This is a genomic window from Pedobacter ginsengisoli, from assembly GCF_002736205.1.
Classification (GTDB): Bacteria; Bacteroidota; Bacteroidia; order Sphingobacteriales; family Sphingobacteriaceae; genus Pedobacter; species Pedobacter ginsengisoli_A.
This window is the reverse complement of sequence record NZ_CP024091.1, coordinates 1,255,385-1,277,793: the sequence shown is the minus strand read 5'-3', so window position 1 is coordinate 1,277,793 and position 22,409 is coordinate 1,255,385. Positions and strand designations below refer to the sequence as shown.

At 38.3% G+C, this 22,409-nt stretch carries 13 protein-coding genes and 1 pseudogene; 7 read left to right on the top strand and 7 right to left on the bottom strand.

Going from position 1 to position 22,409, the window contains the following annotated elements; translation table 11 throughout:
* Nucleotides 1-152: 152 nt before the first annotated feature.
* Entirely contained in the window at nucleotides 153-2,852 is a 2,700-nt protein-coding gene (gene alaS, locus CPT03_RS05185) for an alanine--tRNA ligase (protein ID WP_099437844.1), read from the bottom strand.
* 148 nt (nucleotides 2,853-3,000) lie between these two features.
* On the opposite strand from alaS, the gene CPT03_RS05180 reads away from it, so the two are divergent.
* The 3 genes from CPT03_RS05180 to CPT03_RS05170 all read left to right on the top strand — a co-directional run bounded on the left by CPT03_RS05180 (nucleotide 3,001) and on the right by CPT03_RS05170 (nucleotide 7,339).
* Entirely contained in the window at nucleotides 3,001-3,336 is a 336-nt protein-coding gene (locus tag CPT03_RS05180) for a MerR family transcriptional regulator (protein WP_068891664.1), read from the top strand.
* 142 nt (nucleotides 3,337-3,478) lie between these two features.
* Nucleotides 3,479-5,527 (top strand): helix-hairpin-helix domain-containing protein, encoded by a 2,049-nt coding sequence (locus CPT03_RS05175; protein ID WP_245869979.1) that lies wholly within the window; start codon nucleotides 3,479-3,481, stop codon nucleotides 5,525-5,527.
* 6 nt (nucleotides 5,528-5,533) lie between these two features.
* Complete coding sequence (locus CPT03_RS05170; protein WP_099437842.1) at nucleotides 5,534-7,339, top strand: ComEC/Rec2 family competence protein; 1,806 nt, start codon at nucleotides 5,534-5,536, stop codon at nucleotides 7,337-7,339.
* A gap of 37 nt (nucleotides 7,340-7,376) precedes the next feature.
* Here CPT03_RS05170 and CPT03_RS05165 read toward each other — a convergent pair whose 3' ends face one another.
* From CPT03_RS05165 to CPT03_RS05155, 3 genes are read right to left on the bottom strand one after another with little or no spacing between them, the layout of a single operon-like run.
* Nucleotides 7,377-9,065: a sodium/sugar symporter gene (locus CPT03_RS05165; RefSeq protein WP_099437841.1), complete on the bottom strand. Its 1,689-nt coding sequence runs from the start codon at nucleotides 9,063-9,065 to the stop codon at nucleotides 7,377-7,379.
* 21 nt (nucleotides 9,066-9,086) lie between these two features.
* On the bottom strand, nucleotides 9,087-10,397 hold the full coding sequence (gene xylA, locus CPT03_RS05160; protein ID WP_099437840.1) for a xylose isomerase: 1,311 nt from the start codon (nucleotides 10,395-10,397) through the stop codon (nucleotides 9,087-9,089).
* 24 nt (nucleotides 10,398-10,421) lie between these two features.
* On the bottom strand, nucleotides 10,422-11,909 hold the full coding sequence (locus tag CPT03_RS05155; protein ID WP_099437839.1) for a xylulokinase: 1,488 nt from the start codon (nucleotides 11,907-11,909) through the stop codon (nucleotides 10,422-10,424).
* Between the two features lie 162 nt (nucleotides 11,910-12,071).
* Between CPT03_RS05155 and CPT03_RS05150 the strand changes: the two genes are divergently transcribed.
* The 3 genes from CPT03_RS05150 to CPT03_RS05140 all read left to right on the top strand — a co-directional run bounded on the left by CPT03_RS05150 (nucleotide 12,072) and on the right by CPT03_RS05140 (nucleotide 16,233).
* Nucleotides 12,072-13,109 (top strand): LacI family DNA-binding transcriptional regulator, encoded by a 1,038-nt coding sequence (locus CPT03_RS05150; protein WP_099437838.1) that lies wholly within the window; start codon nucleotides 12,072-12,074, stop codon nucleotides 13,107-13,109.
* Nucleotides 13,110-13,215: 106 nt separating this feature from the next.
* Nucleotides 13,216-13,974 carry a ThuA domain-containing protein gene (locus CPT03_RS05145; protein ID WP_099437837.1) on the top strand — a complete coding sequence of 253 codons (759 nt, stop codon included), beginning with the start codon at nucleotides 13,216-13,218 and terminating at the stop codon, nucleotides 13,972-13,974.
* Between the two features lie 39 nt (nucleotides 13,975-14,013).
* Nucleotides 14,014-16,233 (top strand): c-type cytochrome, encoded by a 2,220-nt coding sequence (locus CPT03_RS05140; RefSeq protein ID WP_099437836.1) that lies wholly within the window; start codon nucleotides 14,014-14,016, stop codon nucleotides 16,231-16,233.
* Nucleotides 16,234-16,302: 69 nt separating this feature from the next.
* Here CPT03_RS05140 and CPT03_RS05135 read toward each other — a convergent pair whose 3' ends face one another.
* From CPT03_RS05135 to CPT03_RS23345, 3 genes and pseudogenes are all read right to left on the bottom strand, one after another.
* Entirely contained in the window at nucleotides 16,303-17,535 is a 1,233-nt protein-coding gene (locus CPT03_RS05135) for an MFS transporter (protein ID WP_099437835.1), read from the bottom strand.
* Nucleotides 17,536-17,644: 109 nt separating this feature from the next.
* Nucleotides 17,645-20,119: a glycosyl hydrolase family 95 catalytic domain-containing protein gene (locus tag CPT03_RS05130; protein WP_099437834.1), complete on the bottom strand. Its 2,475-nt coding sequence runs from the start codon at nucleotides 20,117-20,119 to the stop codon at nucleotides 17,645-17,647.
* A gap of 155 nt (nucleotides 20,120-20,274) precedes the next feature.
* Nucleotides 20,275-20,715: pseudogene (locus CPT03_RS23345) on the bottom strand (hypothetical protein).
* A gap of 288 nt (nucleotides 20,716-21,003) precedes the next feature.
* Between CPT03_RS23345 and CPT03_RS05120 the strand changes: the two are divergent.
* A complete protein-coding gene (locus tag CPT03_RS05120) occupies nucleotides 21,004-22,347 on the top strand; it encodes a transposase (RefSeq protein ID WP_216641608.1) in 1,344 nt (447 codons plus the stop codon).
* The last annotated feature ends 62 nt before the right edge of the window (nucleotides 22,348-22,409 follow it).

The following is a 22,409-nucleotide window of genomic DNA, read 5'->3' as shown; positions in this document are numbered from 1 at the left end:
TTCTACTCTAAGGCTGGAATCTTTTGCCCGCTTCGCTAAATGGGCAAAATTTCCTAGGCCTTTTCGCAGAAAGTCGATTTTAAGTAAAGCAGGTGTACTAAAACTCCCGTCATCTCTCCTTCGGTCGAGATGACGGGACAGCAAAAGCATCATTAGCCTATCAACGACTCTGCTTTAGTTAGAACTGTAGCTAAGCCATCTTTGTTCTTTCCTCCGGCAGTTGCATAGAAAGGCTGACCACCGCCCCCGCCTTGGATATCTTTAGCTAATTCTCTAACTATATTAGAAGCGTTAAGTCCCTTATCTTTAACCAGATTCTCTGATAACATTACTGTAATTCCAGGTTTATCATCAATTAAGGTAGTAAACACAAGAAACAGATCATCAACCAGATCCTTAACTGAAAATGCCAAATTTTTAACTGCTTCGGCATTTGGCAGATCAACATGGGTAGCAATCAGGTTAACACCATTTATAGTTTTAAGGTGATGTACAATTTCATGCTTAAGGTTTGCGGCCTGCTCACCTACAGCCTTATCGGCATCTTTTTTAAGCTTTGCGTTTTCTTCAATAAGAGCGGCAACGGCAGCTGTAAGGTCTTTATTTCCTTTTAACAGCGATCTAAGCTCATTCAATTCTTTGTTTTGGTCTAAAACAAATGCCTCAGCTTTATCTGCGGTAATTGCTTCTATCCTTCTTACGCCTGCCGCTACAGCACTTTCAGAGGTAATTTTAAAATAACCTATCTGACCTGTTGCCTGTACGTGCGTGCCACCGCAAAGCTCTTTCGAATAATGATCATCAAATGTAATGATGCGTACTAAATCACCATATTTCTCACCAAACAAAGCAGTTACCCCACTTGAAATAGCCTGATCATATGGAACATATCTCTGCTCCTTTAAAGGAATATTTTCTCTTACCTTCTGATTAACCAGATGTTCAATTTGTGCCAGCTCCTCATCGGTAACCTTTGCAAAATGCGAAAAGTCGAAACGCAGATAATCCGGATTTACCAATGAACCTTTCTGATTAACATGCGACCCCAATACCTTTTTCAACGCCGCATGCAACAAGTGCGTAGCAGTGTGGTTATCCTGAGAAAGCAGACGCTTGTTTTCGTCAATAACAGCCCAAAACTTACCATCAACATCTTCTGGTAAAGTATCTGCATAGTGTACAATCACCCCGTTCTCTTTCTTGGTATCTGTTATTTCAACAAAGAAAAGTCTACTATGATCTTCCAACCTGCCAGTATCGCCTACCTGGCCACCACTTTCAGCATAAAAAGGCGTTTTGCTCAGTACAATCTGATACTGATCTTTACCTTTTGCACTCACCTTACGATATTTTATAATCTCAGTTTCAGCCTCAGAATCGTCATAGCCTACAAACTCAACTTCAAGATCAGGATTTACAATAACCCAGTCGCCGGTATCAACTGCTGTAGCTGCACGCGAACGCTCTTTTTGCTTTAAAAGCGCCTTATTATATTCATCCATATCAACAGTCCAGCGTTGTTCTCTGGCCATCAATTCAGTTAAATCTATCGGAAATCCGTAAGTATCATTCAGCTCAAAAGCGAACTCTCCCGAAATCACCATCTGATCTTTCAGTATACTGTAAACCCATGGATCATCAAATCTTTTTTCAAGCTCAATTGCATTCTCAGCCATCAATACTTCGCCTTGCTTTTTAGTATAGTTATCAAAGCGTTGGATACCTGTAGCTAAAGTTCTTAGGAAAGAGATTTCTTCCTCTAAAACTACCTTTTGTACAAAATCCTGCTGTAAAGAAAGCTCATCAAACACCCCTTTAAACTGCTCGGCCAATACCGGCACAAGCTGATTTAAAAATGGATCCTTAAGGTTAAGGAAGGTATAAGCATACCTAACTGCACGACGTAAAATACGACGGATTACATATCCTGCCTTGTTGTTGGAAGGCAACTGCCCATCGGCAATTACAAATGAAATGGCACGAATATGATCGGCCATAACACGCATAGCGATATCTGTTTTTTCATCTATACCATAATCAATACCGGCGTGTTTAGCTATAAATTGAATTAGCGGCTGAAAAACATCAGTATCATAGTTTGAAGATTTCTCCTGCAATACGCGAACCAGACGTTCAAATCCCATTCCTGTATCAACATGTTGGGCAGGAAGCGGCTGTAGCGAACCGTCTTTTAAACGGTTAAACTGCATAAATACATTGTTCCAGATCTCAATTACCTGAGGATGGTCTGCATTTACCAACGATTTACCTTCAACGGCTTTACGCTCATCATCAGGTCTGCAATCAACATGGATTTCAGAACATGGACCACATGGGCCGGTATCACCCATTTCCCAAAAATTATCTTTTTTATTACCTAAAATAATGCGGTCTTCAGGAACATACTGTTTCCAAAGTTCATAGGCCTCAGTATCTCTTGGCAATCCTTCTTTTTCGTCTCCTTCAAAAATAGAAACGTATAATTTATCTTTTGGAATTTTATAAACCTCAGTTAGCAGTTCCCAGCTCCAGGCTATGGCTTCTTTCTTAAAATAATCGCCAAAACTCCAGTTCCCAAGCATTTCGAACATGGTATGGTGGTAAGTATCTATTCCCACCTCTTCCAAATCATTATGTTTTCCCGATACACGCAAACAACGCTGGGTATCAGCCACTCTTGGATATTTTATTGGGGCTTCTCCTAAAAACAAATCTTTAAACTGATTCATTCCTGCATTGGTAAACATTAATGTAGGGTCGTTTTTAACAACAATAGGTGCCGATGGAACAATTTGATGTTGTTTTGATTGGAAAAATTTTAAGTATGCCTGTCTTATTTCCTTAGCTGTCATCCTTCTCTTGATTAGTGGAACAAACTTAGATAAAAAAATGACCTCTATGGAGGAAAATTGAAATTTTATTGTTGGATTCTACTAAAATCCCACTACATTTGAACACTTTAAATAAAAGCTGTAAAACATTAATAATCAACACTAAAGTATGCCTTACAAAGAACGGGATATCAATAAAATGTACTATACGATGGGTGAGGTAACCGAAATGTTTGGTGTAAATGCATCCCAAATACGGTTTTACGAAAAAGAATTTGACGTACTGCAACCTAAAAAAAATAAGAAAGGAAACCGCCTTTTTACCCCTGAAGATATTGAAAATTTAAAGATCATTTTTCACCTGGTAGAAGATAAAGGCTTTACTTTAAAGGGTGCAAAAGATCACCTGAAAAATAATACATCTGAGGTTAAGGAAAATCAAAAGATCATTGCCTCTCTTGAGAAATTAAAAGATTTCTTACTTAAACTGAACGATCAGATTTAGTTATTTCCTGATATTAACTTAGAGATTCTTTGCTATAAGTCCATGTTGAGTCCACAGTGTGTTCAATAACTGTACTGCTACTCAAACTCGGCCATTTATTTTCACTTATCCGGATAATTACTTTTTAAAGTGAAAATAATTAATGTGGTTAGACATATTTATGTATACCACAACAAGAATACTCTGCACGTTTGTTCTTTCACTGTCCTTTTTTAACGTAAAGGCACAGGAAGACTCGCTTATTAAGGATATTATTGAAAGTTTCGCTGAAAACTTATCAGATGATTATGACTTGTCTGAGTTAACGGAGCGCCTTAACTACTACCGAAAGCGCCCAATTGACCTGAACCAAACCAAGCCCGAAGAGCTCAAAGACCTGATCTTTTTATCGCCCCTTCAAATCAGTAATTTTTTCAATCATATGAAAATTAATGGGAAACTACTAGACATCCTTGAATTGCAAGGCATTGAGGGGTTTGACCTCCAAACAATTACCCATTTAATGCTTTTTACCATTGTAAAGGCCCCTTTGCCAATTTCAGAAATGAGTTATAAGGAACTCGTTAAAAAAGGCCAGAATGATTTGATTTTCAGGTACGGCAGATTAATTCAAACTCAAAAAGGGTTTAAAGACTTACCGGGGAGCAGGTATTTAGGCACACCTGATAAGCTATTATTACGATACAGATATACCTATTCCAATACACTTTCGGCTTCGCTTGTTGCTGAAAAAGATGCAGGCGAACACCTGACCAACAACAAAACAGGTGTTGATCATTTATCGGGCAATGTTGCATTTTATAAACTGGGGAGGGTTAAAAAGCTTGTATTGGGAGATTATAGTCTTCAATTTGGCCAGGGTTTAGCACTTTGGTCGGGCTTTGCATTTGGAAAAGGGCCTGATGTAACAAGTGTAGCAAGTAAAGATTTAGGCCTGCGTCCTTACTCCTCTTCAAATGAAGCATCCTTTTTCAGAGGAATAGCTGGCACAGTTAATCTGGCTCAAAATATTGATATTAATACCTTTATATCTTTAAGAAAACGCGATGCCAGTTTAAAAACAAGTGCTGGCCGAACTACACTTCAAAATATCGGGATATCGGGGCTTCACCGCACAAAAACTGAACTTAAAAACCAGCGTAGCCTTGAACAATTTATTTATGGCGGGGTTTTGCAATACACAACTAACAACCTAAGCCTTGGCTTGGTGGCCTACCAATCTGCCTACCAGCATGAATTTGTGACAGGAGCTTCCCTTTATAACAAGTATGCATTTACCGGCAAAAAGCTAACCAACACTGGTTTTCATTACAGCTACACCTTTAAAAATATCTATTTCTATGGCGAAACAGCCCATAGCTTAACAACCGGATGGGCTGTTGTTAATGGTGCAATGGCCAGCCTGTCAAAACAGGTTTCGGCTGTTTTACTGCATCGTAACTACGATAGAGATTACCATAGCTTTTTTAGCAATGGTGTAGGCGAAGGCACTGAAATTAATAACGAAAAAGGTTGGTATGCAGGCTTAAATTATGCACCATCCAAACAGTGGACCTTTTCTGTTTACGGCGATTACTTTAAATTTCCATGGTTAAAATACAGGGTTGATTCTGCTTCTTCTGGATATGAAACTCTTGGCCAGGTTGCCTATACTCCTATCAAAACCTTTAAAGCTTTAGTCAGGTACAAGCGAGAAATAAAGCCTCAAAATGCCAATGCAGGAAGTAATTACCCCTATTTGCTGGACGTAAGCAAAGAAAATTACAGAATAGAATGTAATTGGCAATTAAACAAAAGACTTGGCTTTCAGCAACGTGCAGAACTGGTTCATTATAAAAAGGGAACTATTGATGAAGTTGGCTATCTGGTTTATCAGGATATAAACTACCGCCCATTGTCATCTAAACTAACAGGTAATATCAGGCTTGCCTATTTCAATACTCCCTCTTATAATAGCCGGGTTTATGCTTATGAGGATGATGTTTTATATGGTTCCGGTTTTGGTGTATATAGTGGCAAAGGCACCAGAACCTTTGCAAACATAAGATGGCGGGTATTAAGAAAAATGGATGTTTGGGGCAGATATGCAATTTTCCTTTATAAAGATGTTGATAAGATAGGTTCAGGATTAGACGAAATAGAAGGCAACAAAAAGTCTGATTTTAAAATACAGGTTCGTTATCAGTTTTAGCAACACATGAAAAATGAACTGTTCTTTTTAAGGGTTTTACTTCCTTTTGTATTTGGGATAATTCTCTTTTATAACACCAATATACCTTCGTTTGTATGGCTAATTGGCTTACTATGCCTCATTTCTTTTCTGTTTCTGATTATTATAAATGCATTTTATAGAAAGCTAAGTGCATATAAGTTTAAAGGCTGGGTGGGCTGTTTAATTTATATTTTTTTATTTCTGTTTGGAGCTTTGGCATGTACTTTAAATAAACACTATTTAAGCGGCAACTACTTTAACACCAATAAGTATAGCTTTTTAAAAATTAAGGTAAATGATGAGCCTCAATTAAAATCAGAGATTTTGCGGTTCAGGGCAGATATTACCAAATCTTATTTACAAAAAGACACAGCGTTAGCCAAACCCGAAAAAGAAGTTGGCAGGTTATTGGTATCTATAAAAACGGATAGTTTAAATAAAATTCAGCTAGCTTATGGAGATGAATTACTGATCTGTGGAAAAACAACTGAAATAGCGCCTCCAATTAATCCTGCCGAGTTTGATTACCGATCATGGCTCGCTGCACAAAACATTTATCATCAGGTATTTTTAAAACCACATCAGCTGAGTGTAATAAGTACAAATGCAGGTAATCCTATAATTGCCTTCGCACTGGAGTTAAGAAGCAAGCAAGTACAATTTTACAGAAAATATCTTAAAGATGATGATGCATTTGCTGTAGCATCAACCCTTATTTTGGGATACAGGGCCGATTTAAGCCAGGAAACTTTAAGCATATATTCTAAAACAGGTACTATCCATGCCCTCTCTGTTTCAGGAATGCATGTAGGTCTTATTTACCTGGTGTTGAATTGGTTATTTCAGTTTATGAACAGAAATAGTTTATTAAAAATAGGTAAAGTAGCCATTATTATAGCTCTGATTTGGTTTTATGCTTTATTAACAGGCTTTTCGCCTTCTGTGTTACGTTCGGCAATAATGCTTTCGGTATTCATCATGGCCAAATCGTTCAACAGACAAAGTAACAGCTACAACATCATATCATTCGCTGCCTTTTGTTTGCTGCTTTATGATCCTTTTTTAATATGGGATGTTGGCTTTCAGCTATCATTTCTGGCAGTATTAGGCTTAATCTATTTGCAGCCCAAAATACAGAACTGGTGGCATCCCAAAAACAAATGGATAAATAAACTGTGGGAAGCAACGGCAATGTCGCTGGCAGCCCAGTTCATTACCTATCCTTTGAGTGTTTATTATTTTCATCAGTTTCCTATTTATTTTTTAATAAGCAATCTGTTTATAATGGTTCCTATTGCTTTGCTGATGTATTTGGGCATTATTATATTAATGGGGAAACTTGTTTTTTTGGTTCCTGAGTTTGAATGGCTTATTAAATTTACCAATTCGGGATTGAGGTGGATTGCCGATTTACCGTTCTCAAACCTATCAGCAATATGGATTAGTAAAACTGAGCTTTGCCTGCTTTGTATTGCCCTTACTTTATTTGTTTTGGCATTAGCCGGTTTTAAAAAGCGAATGCTCTTGCTCTCTATAACATGTTTTGCGGTTCTGCAATCCTTTTTAAGTTATGATAAAATCAGTGCCTTTCATCAGAAAAAGACAATTGTGTTTAACGTTCGTAAAAACTATGGCACAGCTTTTATTTCGGGACAGAAGGCTGTGGTTATTACTAGCCTGAATAGGACAAGTAAAGGCTTCAGGTATTTTATTCAACCAGCTCTTGATCAGCATAGAATAACAGAAATCGTATATATTGAGGAAGGGGATAATAAAAAAGACGGTGGGTAACCAACCCACCGTCCAAACCTAACTGAGTAAAAACTAACTACCAGTAAATTGTATATAGTGCAACTATTAAACCGCAAACAATTAAGGCTCCTACAGCAAAAGCCCTGTTTGTAGTAAACATCTCTTTCTCTATTTCAAGTCCGTTTGTTACTACACCTCGTCTGGTTTCAATAATACTTATAGCGTACATTACCACAAGACAAATGATAAACACAAAGCCCATACGGTCAAGAAAAGGTATTTCGTAAAGCATACTTCCATCCCTTTGCTGTACCAGCTTAGAGAACCCTGTTGAACTAAGGAACTCCAGGTTCATAACATGGGGAAGGAATTTGAAGATTACTGACAATGCGAAACCGCCAACGGTTGCAAACAAGGCAGCATTTGAAGTTGTCTTTTTCCAGAAGAAACCAAGAATAAACATGGCAAAAATACCGGGCGAGAAAAATCCGGTATACTCCTGTATAAACTGAAAACCACCTTTCTTATCTATACCCAATAATGGGGAAATAATGATGGCTATCAGCATTGCAAGAATTACGGTAATCCTACCAATTACTACTTGCTTATCCTCATTCGCTGTTTTATTGATTACTTTCTTGTAAATATCAAGCGTAAAAATGGTGGCAATACTGTTTGCTTTACCAGCAAGCGAAGCAACTACCGCAGCAGTTAATGCAGCAAATGACAATCCTTTTAATCCTGCTGGAAGAAGATTTAAAAGCACTGGATAAGCGCTATCCGGAGATACCTCACCTCCTTGCAGCATATCTGTTTTAAAGTCTCCATATCCTTCTTTATAAAGTACAAACGCAGCTATACCTGGAAGAACCACGATAACCGGCATTAGTAATTTTAGAAAAGAAGCAAATAGAATTCCATTTCTTGCTGTTTTAAGGTCGGCTCCAAGGGCTCTTTGAGTGATGTATTGATTACAGCCCCAATAATTAAGGTTTACAATCCACATACCGCCTATTAGTACGGTTAAACCCGGCAGGTCAAGATAGTTCTCGTTATCCTTTTTAAAGATCATGTGGAAGTGCTCTTCTGCATGTACCTTTAGCAGGCTAAAGCCTTGCATCACTCCACTTGAACCAAAATGCGTAGCTACCAGTTCTAAGGCCAGATAAGTGGTTGCCAAACCTCCCAGAATAAGAAAAAACACCTGAATTACATCGGTATAGCCAATTACCTTCATTCCGCCAAGCGTAATGATGATGGAGAAAATAGCCAGCAGATACATACATCCGGTTAAATTAATTCCGGATATGCTGTGTATGGCAAGTGCACCAAGGTACAATATAGAAGTTAAGTTTACCACTACATATAACAACAGCCAGAAAATAGCCATAATCATGGCCACCGTGCCATTGTAACGCTGATTTAAGAACTGAGGCATGGTGTATATCTTATTTTTAAGATACACCGGTATAAAAAATACCGCCACAATTATTAGGGTAACGGCCGCCATCCACTCGTAAGTGGCAATTGCCAATCCCATCTTAAATCCTGATCCACTCATTCCAATGAACTGTTCTGCGGAAATATTGGAGGCAATAAGGGAAGCCCCTATTGCCCACCAGGTAAGTGAGTCTTTAGCCAAAAAGAAATCTTTAGAGTTCTCTTTATGAGCCTTTTTTTGCCTGTACACCCACCATCCGTAAAACGCAACGATCAGAAAATAAATTAGGAAAACTGCATAATCTAATGCTCCCAGTGTTTTCATAAGTTCCGGTTATAGGCTTAATTAAATATGTCTGTTGATCAGATTTTCCAGGAATTCCTGTCTGCCGCTTAAAGTTTGTGGCTCACCATTCTGGATTGCATAATCGCGCAGATCTTCAAGGGTTAAACTACCGTTTTCAAAATCTTTTCCTTTACCGCTATCGTAAGATGCATATCTATCTGTTCTGATTTTTTTATAATCAGAGTTTTGAAGAATATCATCAGCTACAATAAGTGCGCGGGCAAACATATCCATGCCACCAATATGTGCATAGAACAAATCAGCCTGATCAGTCGAATTTCTGCGGATTTTAGCATCAAAGTTAATTCCACCCTGACTAAAACCACCTGCTTCAAGAATGATCAGCATAGATTCAACCAGTTCGTTTATGTTATTTGGGAACTGATCTGTATCCCATCCATTTTGATAATCGCCTCTGTTTGCATCGATAGATCCAAGCAAACCTGCATCAGCGGCTACCTGTAGTTCGTGTTGGAAAGTATGGCCGGCAAGAGTTGCATGGTTTACTTCAAGGTTCAGTTTAAAATCACCAAGAAGATCATATTTCTGAAGAAAACCTAAAACTGTTGCGGCATCGTAATCGTATTGATGTTTGGTAGGCTCACATGGTTTTGGCTCAATTAAGAATGTGCCTTTAAATCCATTCTTTCTGGCATAATCTTTTGCAGTATGAAGGAAACGTGCAAGGTGCTCTTGCTCTCTCTTCATATCTGTATTTAATAATGACATGTATCCTTCTCGACCGCCCCAGAATACATAATTCTCGCCACCTAATGCAATAGTTGCATCTAAAGCAGCTTTTACCTGCGCAGCACCATGCGTTAATACATGGAAATCAGGATTTGTTGCCGCACCGTTCATGTATCTTCTGTGCGAGAACAGATTTGCTGTACCCCATAATAATTTAACGCCGGTCTCGTCTTGTTTCTTACGAGCATAGTCAACCAATGCCTGTAGTCGTCTTTCATTTTCTTTGATGTCGTTACTGTAATCTACAATATCCACATCATGAAAGCAGTAATATGGGATGTTAAGCTTGGTTAGAAACTCAAACGCCGCATCCATTTTATCTTTTGCACGTTCTACCGGATCGTTTTTTTCGTTCCATGGAAAAATATGACTTGCTTCGCCGAAAGGATCTGCACCATTACCACAGAATGAATGCCAGTAAGCACCTGCAAAACGAAGGTGATCTTTAAGTGTTTTACCAGCTACAATTCTTTCAGGATCATACCATTTAAACGCAAGAGGATTATTGCTTTCACGCCCCTCGAAATTAACCTTACCGATATTTTTAAAAAATTCGCTCATAGTGATTGTTTATTTGTTGAAATACTATTTATTTAATGGTTCTAATTGTTGTTGAAGAAGTTTTTTCCAGGCTTGATACTCGTCTTCCAATGTTTCTTTTGTTGGTTCAACAAGCTTAACAGGCTTTTTATTGCTAAATGCTTCGCTTACGGTTTTAAATATGTTTGCGCCGATACCTGCCCCTACAGCCGCACCGTAACTGCCATCGTTTTCATACAGCTCAACAGGCACTCCGGTTACGTTAACAAAGGTTTGAGAGAAAATATCACTCATGAAAAGATTTGATCTGCCCGCCCTGATAACCGAAGGCTGCATTCCATTTTCGCGTAAAATATCTAATCCATAACGGAAAGAGAATGCTATTCCTTCCTGTACTGCACGGAAAATATGGGCCTGAGTATGCAGGTTAAGATCTATATTTTGTAAATGTGCACCTACTATTTTATTATTTAGCATACGTTCTGCACCATTACCAAATGGAAGTACATATAGGCCATTGCTGCCAGCTGCAATATTACTTGCCGCATTATTCATAGCAATGTAGTTAGTTGATGAACCTATCAGATCTCTTGTCCACCGGTTCATACTTCCTGTTCCGTTTATACAAAGCAAAACTCCCAAACGCTGATCCTGAGCCGTATGATTTACGTGGGCAAAGGTATTTACGCGTGATTGTTTATCGTACAGAAGCTGATCTGTAACACCATAAATAACTCCTGATGTTCCGGCTGTTGCAGCCACCTCTCCGGGTTGAGTTACGTTTAATGAAAGAGCATTATTCGGCTGATCTCCTGCCTTATAAGCAACAGGAATACCAGCCTTTAAACCTAGTTTTTCAGCAATCGATTCCTTTACTTTTCCATGTTCAGAAAACACTGGTTTAATTTCAGGAATAATACCTGATGAAAAACCAAACTGTGCCATAATATGAGCAGAAATAGTGTTGGTTTTAAAGTCCCATAGTATCCCTTCTGATAAGGCAGAATTACTTGTTGTAACCTCTCCTGTAAGCTTCATGGCAATAAAATCTCCGGGCAGCATCATTCTGGCTACTTTACTATAAGTTTCGGGCTCATTCTTTTTAACCCATGCCAGTTTTGAGGCAGTAAAATTACCTGGCGAGTTAAGCATATGGCTCAATACCTTTTCTTTTCCTAAAGCATTAAATGCTTCTTCGCCGGTTTCAACAGCCCTACTGTCGCACCATATAATACTGTTCCTCAAACTGTTTTGAGATTCATCTACAATAACAAGTCCGTGCATCTGATAAGCTATACCAATGGCTGCAATGTTTGCCGGGTTATATCTGCCCAGGCTATTGCATTTTAATATAGCTTGCTGAACATGCTCCCACCACATATCTGGCGACTGCTCTGCCCACCCTGACCTAAGCGAAATAATTTCTGATTCACTATCCGGATATTGAGCACTTGCAAGAATGTCGCCGGACTCAACATCAACCACCGAAACTTTGACAGATGATGTTCCTACATCAATACCTAATAGCAGCATGTTTTTCTTTATATATTTGGTTTGAGTTTAAAATTAATATTTGATAAAACGAAATTAGTAAATTATTTAATTTAAGCAATCGATTGCGGAAAAAATATTTTATCATATTTATCCAATTAATAAATTGTACTATTGCTTAACTTTTTATAAAAGAATATACTGATGAAAAATCAGAAAAGAACAACCATTTATGATATTGCCAAGAAGCTAAATTTAAATGCTTCCTCTGTTTCCAGAGCTTTAAGTAATAACAGTAATGTTAGCGAGGCCACGCGTAAGCTTATTTTAGATACTGCGAAAGAATTAAATTATAAACAAAATAGCCTGGCATCGAACTTAAGAAAAGGGCATAATCAGACTATTGGGGTAATTGTTCCGCGCATTAATCAAAATTACTTTGCAGATGTAATTGCCGGTATTGAAGAGGTTACCTATCAAAAAGGTTACAACCTTGTAATCTGCCAATCTAATGAATCTTCGGCAAGGGAAGTTAAATGTGTAAACACCCTAATTAATCAACACGTAAGTTGTATTGTAATTTCTATTAGTGCCGATTTTGAAGACGATAAACATCTTCAAACCATTAAAGAGCATGGCATTCCACTTATACAGTTTGACAGGGTGGCTGAGCATCTGGATACTTTTAAAGTATTAAATGATAACGAGCAAGCTTCTATTGATGCTGTTAGCCATTTAATTGAGCAAGGTTACAAAAGAATTGCACTTCTTGAAGGTCCACAAAATGTAAATATTTTTAAACAGCGGAAAGCCGGTTATCTTGCCGCATTAAAGAAACACAATTACCCTATCCTACCAGAGCTTATTAAGGAGAATGCATGGACAAAGGAGCTCGGGGCAGAATCAACCAAAGAATTACTAAGTCTTGCTGAACCGCCTGATGCAATATTTGCCTCTACTTCAGATTTCTCTGCACTTGGAGTTTTGGAAGTAGCTACAAGAATGGGTTTAAAAGTACCTGAAGAATTGGGAATTTGCGGCTATTCTAACGAAGCATTTACTGAGATAACCAGTCCTTCTATTACTACAATAGACCAATACAGTGTTAGCATGGGTAAAACAATTGCCAATTTGTATTTTCAGGAAATAGAATCATCGGAAAAAGACAATAATCCTAAAATAGTGAGCATAAAACCAAAGCTTATTATCAGATCGTCAACACTTAGAAACAAAACAGATTAGGTCTCACCAATTTATTACTGCCCAAACTTGTCTCTTAAATAATACAGTTTATCAATCACATACACATACAAATTCCTTTACCTTTAATATCATTAAAACAAGAAAAATGAAAACCTTAACAAAAAACTCTTTAACTAAAGCACTAACACTGCTGTCATTAATATTAATCATGTTCAGTGCCGTATCGGCATCTGCAAAGAAAAACCCGAAAATCCTTGTGTTCTGCAAAACAGCTGGTTTTCACCACGATGCAATTGAGTTTGGTGTTCCTGTTCTCCTTAAATTAGGAGCAGAAAACAATATAGACATTGATACTACTACCAATTCAGAAAAATTCACTGCTGAGAATTTAAAACAATATAAAGCTGTAATGTTTTTTAATACTACCGGTGATGTTTTAAATGACACTCAACAAGCTGTATTTGAAAAATACATTCAAGGTGGTGGTAACTTTATTGGGGTACACTCAGCTACCGATACTGAATATGAGTGGCCTTGGTATGGTAAACTTGTAGGTGCTTATTTTGTTAGTCACCCACATCAACAGGAAGCCTCTTTAAACGTGGTTAACCGCAATCATATCTCTACAAAACACCTTCCCGAAGTATGGAAAAGAAAAGACGAATGGTATAATTTTAAATGGGTAGCTGATGGCTTAAATGTATTAATATATATTGATGAGAACAGCTATGAGCCTGGTAATGGTAAAATGGGTGCTAAACACCCTATGGCATGGTATCATGAATATGATGGTGGTCGCGCTTTTTATACTGAACTTGGCCATACTAAGGAATCTTATAGTGATCCACTTTATCTTAAACACCTTTTAGGTGGAATAAAATATGCTTTGGGTGCAAAAAAATAAACACACCCTAAACCTAAAAAACACACAAAACCAAATATAATGAAACCAAATAAGCAATGGGTATTAGGCATGCTCGGCTTGTCTATGCTAGTTTACACCTGTAAAGTATCGCAAAATGCTTTAAAACGAGATGCAAACGGAAAGGTGATTGTTGATACCAACCCCTCTCCTGCCTATTTAACACCGCAGGAGAGTTTAAAAACCATACATCTCCCAAAGGGCTACCACCTTGAACTTGTTGCCTCTGAGCCCATGATACATGAGCCCGTAGCCATTACCTGGGATGGCAATGGACGTATGTATGTTGCAGAAATGAATACCTATATGCAGGATGCGGATGGAACTGGTGAGATGAAGCCTGCATGTACTATTAAAAGGCTGGAAGACACCGATGGCGATGGTAAAATGGATAAATCTGTAGTTTATCTTGATAAATTACTATTGCCGAGAATGATTCTTCCGCTTGATGACCGACTTCTGGTTGCAGAGACCTTTGACAACAGTATTTACAGTTACCGCGATACCAATGGAGATGGCGTGGCTGATGAAAAGAAAATGGTTTTCAAAAATGAATCGGAAAACAAAAGTAACCTGGAACATCAAAGAAGCGGACTGGTATGGAATCTTGATAATAAGATCTATGTAACCGTTGAAAATGTACGCTATAAGTTTGAGAATGGTTTATTAAAATCTGAGTTCCAGCATGAAGGATCAGGTGGCCAATGGGGACTTGCAAATGACAACTACGGCCGACTATTTTTTTCATCAGCAGGTGGCGAAGCTCCGGCAGTAAACTTCCAGCAAAACCCGTTCTTCGGATATTTAGATCTTGGTGGTCAGTATGATGAAAAATTTCAGGATGTTTGGCCTATAATCTCTACTCCTGATGTTCAGGGTGGTCTTGGCAGACTCCGTCCGGACAGCACTTTAAATCATTTCACAGCATGTACCGGACAATCAATTTTTAGAGGTAATTCATTACCTGAGGATCTTAAAGGAGACCTACTGATATGCGAGCCGGTTGGACGATTAATAAGAAGGGCTAAAGTTACCAATACGAATAGCAAAATAACACTTAAAAACGCTTACGAGAAAGAAGAGTTCATTGCCTCTACAGACATGAATTTCAGGCCTGTAAACAGTGTTACCGGACCAGATGGTTGTGTTTATATTGTAGATATGTACCGTGGAATTATTCAGGAAGGTAACTGGACAAGGAAAGGCACTTATTTACGTAAGCAGATAGACGACAAGAAGCTGGACAAAAATATTGGCAGAGGAAGAATATACAGATTGGTTCATGACGGTATAAAAAGGGATAAAACTGTCCCAAAAATGCTTGATCTTACCAGTGATAAGTTAGTTCCATATCTTTCGCATCCTAATGGATGGTGGCGTGATAATGCACAGAAAATTATAGTTGTGCGCGGAGACAAATCGGTTATACCTGCACTAAAAGAACTGGCTTTAAACTCACCTTTACAACTGGCAAGAATCCATGCATTATGGACAATGAATGGCCTCAATGGATTAGACAGACCTACCCTATTGGCAGCATTAAAAGATAAAGATGCTGAAGTAAGGAAAACTGCGCTATGGATAAGCGAGGAACCTTTAAGAAAAGGAGATGAAGCATTACTTACAGCGGTTGAGCCGTTAAAGAATGATCCAAGTGCAGATGTGCGTTTGCAACTTGGGCTGTCGTTAAGATTTAGCCACTTAGATAAAGCACAGCAGATTATTGCCGAGATTATTAAAAATCATCCGGAAGATCAGGTACTTGCTGAATCGCACAAAAAGTATCAGCGACAAATTGAGGACAAAGAGGCTGCAGAAAGAAATTCAAAATTACTGGCTGCTGCTGATCAAAAACTTATAAAAGAAGGCGCATTAATTTTCAAGCAGCTTTGTGCTACCTGTCATGGTTCAGAAGGTAAAGGAGTTATAAATGGTGGCAAGGATATGCCTGCTCCTCCATTGGCCTCAAACCATGATGTATCTGGCGATCCTGAAAAGATAATTCGCATTTTACTTCATGGCCTATCCGGACCTGTTAATGGCAAAGCCTATGCAGATGTAATGCCTCCGCTGGGAGGAAATACTGATGAATATATTGCATCGGTAATAAGCTATATCCGCAACGACATGGGAAACAAAGCCTCAACAGTTAAAGCTGATGACGTTAAAAAGGTAAGAAACCAAACCTCGGGAAGAACAAAAACATGGACCTGGAATGAGTTAAATTCCATTAAGAAATAGAAATAAACACCAATAAAAAAGGCCAATCATGAAGATTGGCCTTTTTTATTGTTTTACTTTATAAGAAGTTTAATGTGCAACTTCGGCAGCAGGAACAAGTTTTGTTTTCTTTTGCCAGAAGAAGAATATAAGGAACAATACTATCAGTATAGAAGGGAAGGCCAGCATTTTCACTAAAGTATCCTGACCTGCAGCCAACTCAAGAGCCCCTCCTTTTAAACCTAACGCTGTATTTTCTGCTCTTGCTGAATCAATCCAGCTTCCGATGAAAGGTTGAAAAATAGCTGTTGAAAACATACCTACTCCGCCAACAATCGACATTCCCAAAGCACCGCTCAGTGGAACACGTTGCGCAACCGCACCAATCATAACCGGCCAGAAATAACATACACCCAAAGCAAATATTACTGTGGCAACATATGCAAGTGGGCCGGTAACTACACTAAACATGTAAATACCTACCGCAGCAAGTATAGCCGACATTAATAATACCCCTGTTTGGCCTAATGTATGAACAACAGGGCCTGCAACAAATCTACCTAAAGCCATCAAACCGCTCGTAAGCGCAAGAATTAACATCGGGCTGGCACCACTGTTACTCATAATAACACTTACCCATTGGTTAGGTCCAAACTCGGTAATTGCGGTAAGCGCCATACAGATAAATAAAAATATAAAAACAGGATTAAGCATTGCTTTCAGGTTCTCGGCAATAGAAGTGCTTCCATCCTCTCTTGGTTCAACAAATTTCTTTCCGTAGAACAAAGCAGCATAGATAATAGTTGGAATCATGGTAACCCACATTTGAGCTTGCCATCCCATTCCAAAATCAGTCATAAATTTAGAGATAAGCGCTCCAATCAAAATCCCCCCAGGGAACCACATATGGAACCTGCTAAGCATTTTATTCATTTTTGGACCTGCATATGCATCAGCTATCAGCGGGTTACAAGCCGCTTCTGTACATCCGTTACCAAATCCAATAAAAAGTGTAGAAACAAGCAGTCCAACATACCCTCCTGCATAAATTGTTAATATAATCCCGATAGTGTGTGCTACAAAAGCAGCTTTCATAATATTTTTAGGACCAAAAGTATGGTATACCAAGCCCCCAATGATCATGGAAATAGGAAATCCTAAAAAGAACATAAGATTTATAAATCCAAGCTGCTCAGCTGTCAGGTTAAACTGCGCTCCGAGCTGGGGTAAAATACCTGCCCTTATTGAGAAGGTAAAAGCGGTTGTAATAACGGCAAAACAACTTCCGTTGAATAAGGCACTCTTGTTAATGTTTTCGTTCATAATATAATAGGTTTTATTTGGTTTGCAAAATCTCCATTAGGGACAGATTAAGTGTCCCGAAATATACAATTTATTTGTTTTTTAAAAAATAGTCTGCTTTGTATTAAATTTATTCACTAACGAAAGTGTATGTTTTGCCCGCAGCGGTATCAAAATCATACGAAATGGTCTCGTTAATTGACGGTTTATTCAAATTAGCCTTTGCAGATACAACTGGTGTCGCGATCTTGTCAATCTGATAAAACTGGTTTGGGTTATCGCCATCTGCTTGTTTAAGTGAATTTCCTGTTATTGCATTAGGAACACGTAAACGACAATTACCACCTAGTTTTGATTTAATAACAACCTTGCTCAGTTTTCCATTTTTCCAGGTAATGTTTTCAATTTCAAAACCTCCTGGAGCTCTTAAACCACTAATACTTCCGTCCTGCCATTCATCAGGCATTGCCGGAAGTAATTGGATAGCACCATCATGAGTCTGCAACAACATTTCGGTAATACCGGCAGTACATCCAAAATTACCATCAATTTGAAATGGAGGATGGGCATCAAATAAATTAGGGTAAGTTCCCCCGCCGCTATTTTCGCCCCCTTTGTTTAGTCCCGTAGGCGTAAGCTGGTTTCTAATCAGTTTATAAGCATGATTGCCATCCTGTAACCTGGCCCACAGATTTACCTTCCATCCCATAGACCAACCTGTAGAAACGTCACCTCTCTGAATTAATGATGTATGCGCTGCATCAAACAATTCAGGGGTACGCAGAGGAGAAATCTGATTTGCGGGATATAAGCCAAACAGATGCGAAACATGCCTGTGTTTATCATTAGGATCATCCAGATCCTGCATCCATTCCTGCAATTGTCCGTATTGCCCTACTTGCATAGGCGCAAGTTTATTACGCATAACCTTTATTTTTGCCACCAGATCTTTATCAGTATTTAATGCTTCGGCGGCTCTTATTGTGTTAGAGAACAGATCAAATACAAGCTGATTGTCCATAGTTGCACCCGCGGCTATAGATTTGCCCTTATGAGATCTTGGAGCATTTTCTGGCGACATAGAAGGCGATACCACCATCCATTTGTGTACCGGTTCTTCTACAAGGAAATCCAAATAAAACTCTGCCGCTCCTTTTAATGCCGGATACACAGTGGCAAGATATTTTTTATCTCCGTTGTACAAATACTTTTCCCAAACATGTCTGCTTAACCATGCCCCTCCCATTGGCCACATTGCAGAATAAATACCATCAACAGGCCCGGTTATTCTCCAAAGATCTGTGTTATGGTGCGTTACCCAGCCTCCGGATCCGTACATAACCCTTGCAGTTTCGCGCCCTGTTTTAGAAAGGTCTTTTACCATTTCTATAAGCGGATTATGCATTTCTGTAAGGTTAGTTCCCTCGGCTGGCCAGTAATTCATTTCTGTATTAATATTAATGGTATACTTGCTACCCCAAGGTGGATCCATTTTATTATTCCAAATACCCTGTAAATTTGCAGGCTGACCACCCGGCTGAGATGAGGATATTAATAAGTAACGGCCAAACTGATAATAAATAGCTGCCAATTGTGGGTCATTGCCACTTGCAAAATCCTTTAACCTTACATCCGTAGGATTTTTTACAGAATCAGTTTTGCCCAAATCTATTTTTACACGGTTAAAATATTTTCGATAAGCAGCAACATGATCCTTTAATAATTGTGGATAGTTTTTCTTTAATACAGCATTGAGGTATGCCGAGGAGCGCTTGTTTTCATCAGCAGAAATATCATTGTAATTAACAAAATTGGTTGCTATTGAAACATATATAGTTACACTGTTTGCGTCTTTAACATTAATCTGTTCATCAGATAAAGAAAGTTGACCGCCTTCATTTTTAACTTTCGCAATGGCATTAAATTTAACCTTACCGGGAACATTCTCTCTGTCGCTACTTATTCCCGACAGGTGTATTTCATTTGTATTTTTGGCTTTAACTGCGCCCTTATGCTCACTTGCCATTGATGCGCTAAACGTTATGCTATTAGGCTTACTGGCAGTTAACCTGATTACTATTGCCTGATCTGGTATAGACGAAAAAACAGTGCGGGTGTAAGTTACCCCATTAACTACATAGGTGCTTTTAACTATAGCATCAGCCAGATTAAGTTCACGGTAATAGTTCGAAAAGTTTTCATGGCCGGGAAAGTCCAGGTTTAAATCGCCAACCGGCTGATATTTCATTCCATTGTTCTTTTTAGACTGGATTGTTTTTGTGGCCAGGGCATCTGCTTCAACATATTTATCTTCAAAAATCAGCTTTCTTACTTCTGGCAAAGCTTGCAAGGCATCAGGATTATCGTTTCGGTTTGGGCTGCCGCTCCATACTGTTGATTCATTTAAGCTGATCTTTTCATGTGCTGTATTTCCATAAATCATGGCAGCCAATCGTCCATTTCCAATAGGAAGAGCGGCTTCCCAAACAGATCCTGCCGGAGACTTATACCATAATTTCAAATCTTTCTCTTGCGAGAATGCGGATGTTGTTATGCCCATAACTAGAGCATAAACCACAATAATTGTTTTCAGGTTCGTAAACATTGGTGTGTTATATTTGGTTGGTGTGATAATCTTTTGCCTAATTAAAACATAAGCACTAAAAAAAATTTAATATAGGATTAATTCTCTAATGCTTTATCTAATTCGTTGAATTATCGTGTTTAAACATCGTTACCACACCCCGATTTATGTCTAATCTATTTACCGTAGAAATTCGGAGTAATATAAAAAACAGTATCTATAAAATAAAGAAGACCATCACGGCAAAGAACATTTTCATCGTGCAAATCTTCAAAAATGACCCCCAACTTAGTATTTTGATAATCATTATTTCTGATGTGATCGAACTGGTTATATTCAAGAAAAAGTTTAAGTTCTTTCAGGTCAGTTGCTTCTGTTGCCAGAATGAATTCCTATTTAACGACAGCAAAAAGGGAATCATCAATTATTTTAAAACCCAGAAATTCATATAAAGTTGATTTAAAAAAATAATTATGAATCAGAGGGCTATTAAAATAGTCTAACCAATATTCATAAAAGATGCTCCCATTAAGTTTTATTACACTATGATCATCAAAACGATAAACCTTTTGTTCGGCTCCTTCGGTTAAGGCCAAGCCCTCACATAGTTCACACATTCTACACACATCCTTCACAAACAGTTACGTGGCTGTTGCAGAACAATAAAACATTTCTAATTATTTCCAATTATTTTTTAGATTGGGTATATTAAAGCCATGCAAGGCAAAAAGGGTTATAATGAAAAGTTGTTTACTAATTTCCAATTATCAAACCATGTTCCCCAGGAGAACTTTTATCGTAGGCTTCTAGAAACAATTGATCTTAGTTTTCTATATAAAGACACTAAATTTCTATACGGAAATACATGAAACCCGTCTATTGATCCTGTATTTTTCTTTAAACTGATGCTAACAGGTTATCTAGAGAATATCACATCAGACCGGAAGCTGGTTGAGCATTGCGCTATGCGAATGGATATACTTTATTTTTTAGGATATGACATAGATCAGGAGCTACCTTGGCACTCCACCATTAGTCTCAGTAGACAATTATATTCCATCTCTTTATTTGAGACCCTGTTCAATAAGGTGTTTAGTCTATGTGTAGTGGCAGGGTTGGTGTCTGGGCATACTCAGGCAATAGACTCAGCACCAGTTAAAGCTAATGCATCAATGGAATCCCTGGCCTTAAAAGTTCCTGTTGAATCAGTTGGAAGTTATCTTAAGAAAGCAGATTCAGAGAATAGTGAAGATAAAAGAAACAATAAACCGATTAAAGAGCAACATATCACTGCTCCAGAACATCAGTTAAAACCAGTGGAAAGGCTCCAGCAGAAAATACGCAATAGCGAAGTGAAACCTATGGGCGCTTCCAATAAACAGGCTCAACTAGTTAGTAATAAAACACACTATACCCCTCATGATCCCCACGCCCGTATTTCAGTTAAACCAGGTAAAGCAAGAAAGCTAAATTATCACTGCAGCATGGCTGTAGATACAGCACAGGGAATCATTAGCCATGTACAAGCTGATTTTGCGGATGGTCGTGATAGCCAATATTTACCTGGATTAACCAATAAGATACAGCACCGTCTGCAGAAAAATGAACTGATGTTAGAGAACCTGTTAGCAGACACGGGGTATTCTAATGGGTTTAACTATCATTTTTTAGCGCAAAGAAATATTACCGCATGGATACCTGTTTTTGGCAGGTACAAACCAGAAATAGAAGGATTCCCTTATGACAAAGAAAAGGATCAGTATACTTGTACAATGGGCAAATCAATACCTTTTAAGAGGTTTAATAAATCTCAAGACGGTAGTTTATTGAAGAATTACTGGTCAGCTCACAAGGACTGTAAAAACTGTCCTTTAAAGACTGACTGCATCCCAAATAGCAACTCGAAAAAAATCAACAGATCAGCCTATGGAGAAGAGTATCAAAGAGCATATAGTCAGCAGCATAGCAAAAGAGGTAAGCAAATGAAACGATTACCTCAAAGCACCGTGGAGCCAGTATTTGGAAGTCTTGTTCATTACTACGGCTTGAATAAAATTGGTGTAATAGGAAAACCCGGTGCACATAAAGTCATGTTGATGTCTGCAATAGCTTTCAATCTTAAGAAATACATGAAATTCAGAGTAAGGAAAGCCTCAGATAACCTCTTTAAGTATGTACAAAAAGTAAAGAGTCATCAATATAAACTAGATAATGCTCCAGATCAAGCATTTGTCATAAGCCTGAATTAATTAGCCTATAAACTACAATTCATCATATAAAAACGAATATGCTCAAAATTATAAGACTTCTG

What these genes read in the sequence shown, in the direction of transcription:
- CPT03_RS05140 (WP_099437836.1), top strand. Translation starts at nt 14,014, where the DNA reads ATGAAACCAAATAAGCAATGGGTATTAGGCATGCTCGGCTTGTCTATG.
- CPT03_RS05155 (WP_099437839.1), bottom strand. Translation starts at nt 11,909, where the DNA reads ATGCTGCTATTAGGTATTGATGTAGGAACATCATCTGTCAAAGTTTCG.
- CPT03_RS05135 (WP_099437835.1), bottom strand. Translation starts at nt 17,535, where the DNA reads ATGAACGAAAACATTAACAAGAGTGCCTTATTCAACGGAAGTTGTTTT.
- CPT03_RS05145 (WP_099437837.1), top strand. Translation starts at nt 13,216, where the DNA reads ATGAAAACCTTAACAAAAAACTCTTTAACTAAAGCACTAACACTGCTG.
- CPT03_RS05180 (WP_068891664.1), top strand. Translation starts at nt 3,001, where the DNA reads ATGCCTTACAAAGAACGGGATATCAATAAAATGTACTATACGATGGGT.
- alaS (WP_099437844.1), bottom strand. Translation starts at nt 2,852, where the DNA reads ATGACAGCTAAGGAAATAAGACAGGCATACTTAAAATTTTTCCAATCA.
- CPT03_RS05150 (WP_099437838.1), top strand. Translation starts at nt 12,072, where the DNA reads ATGAAAAATCAGAAAAGAACAACCATTTATGATATTGCCAAGAAGCTA.
- CPT03_RS05120 (WP_216641608.1), top strand. Translation starts at nt 21,004, where the DNA reads ATGCTAACAGGTTATCTAGAGAATATCACATCAGACCGGAAGCTGGTT.
- CPT03_RS05130 (WP_099437834.1), bottom strand. Translation starts at nt 20,119, where the DNA reads ATGTTTACGAACCTGAAAACAATTATTGTGGTTTATGCTCTAGTTATG.
- CPT03_RS05175 (WP_245869979.1), top strand. Translation starts at nt 3,479, where the DNA reads ATGTGGTTAGACATATTTATGTATACCACAACAAGAATACTCTGCACG.
- xylA (WP_099437840.1), bottom strand. Translation starts at nt 10,397, where the DNA reads ATGAGCGAATTTTTTAAAAATATCGGTAAGGTTAATTTCGAGGGGCGT.
- CPT03_RS05165 (WP_099437841.1), bottom strand. Translation starts at nt 9,065, where the DNA reads ATGAAAACACTGGGAGCATTAGATTATGCAGTTTTCCTAATTTATTTT.
- CPT03_RS05170 (WP_099437842.1), top strand. Translation starts at nt 5,534, where the DNA reads ATGAAAAATGAACTGTTCTTTTTAAGGGTTTTACTTCCTTTTGTATTT.